Source organism: Bacillus sp. USDA818B3_A, from assembly GCF_009928415.1.
In the GTDB taxonomy this organism is placed as follows: domain Bacteria; phylum Bacillota; class Bacilli; order Bacillales; family Cytobacillaceae; genus Neobacillus.
Genome location: NZ_JAABNN010000085.1, coordinates 1 through 213, shown reverse-complemented (window position 1 = coordinate 213; position 213 = coordinate 1). Strand labels below are relative to the sequence as shown.

General features: G+C 52.1%; 1 tRNA gene. It reads right to left on the bottom strand.

From position 1 onward, the window contains the following. Positions 1–63: 63 nt before the first annotated feature. Positions 64–136, bottom strand: a tRNA-Thr gene (locus tag GXK58_RS26925). Positions 137–213 lie beyond the last annotated feature (77 nt).

Genomic DNA, 213 nt, shown 5'->3' with positions numbered 1-213 from the left:
CCGTGTTACCGCCGTGAAAGGGCGGTGTCTTAACCGCTTGACCAAGGGGCCATATTAAAGGTAAGCTTCCAAGCGGGCTCGAACCGCTGACCTCTTCCTTACCATGGAAGTGCTCTACCTACTGAGCTATGGAAGCATAGCTGAATGAATTTAAAAAGTGGCTCCGCAGGTAGGACTCGAACCTACGACCGATCGGTTAACAGCCGATAGCTC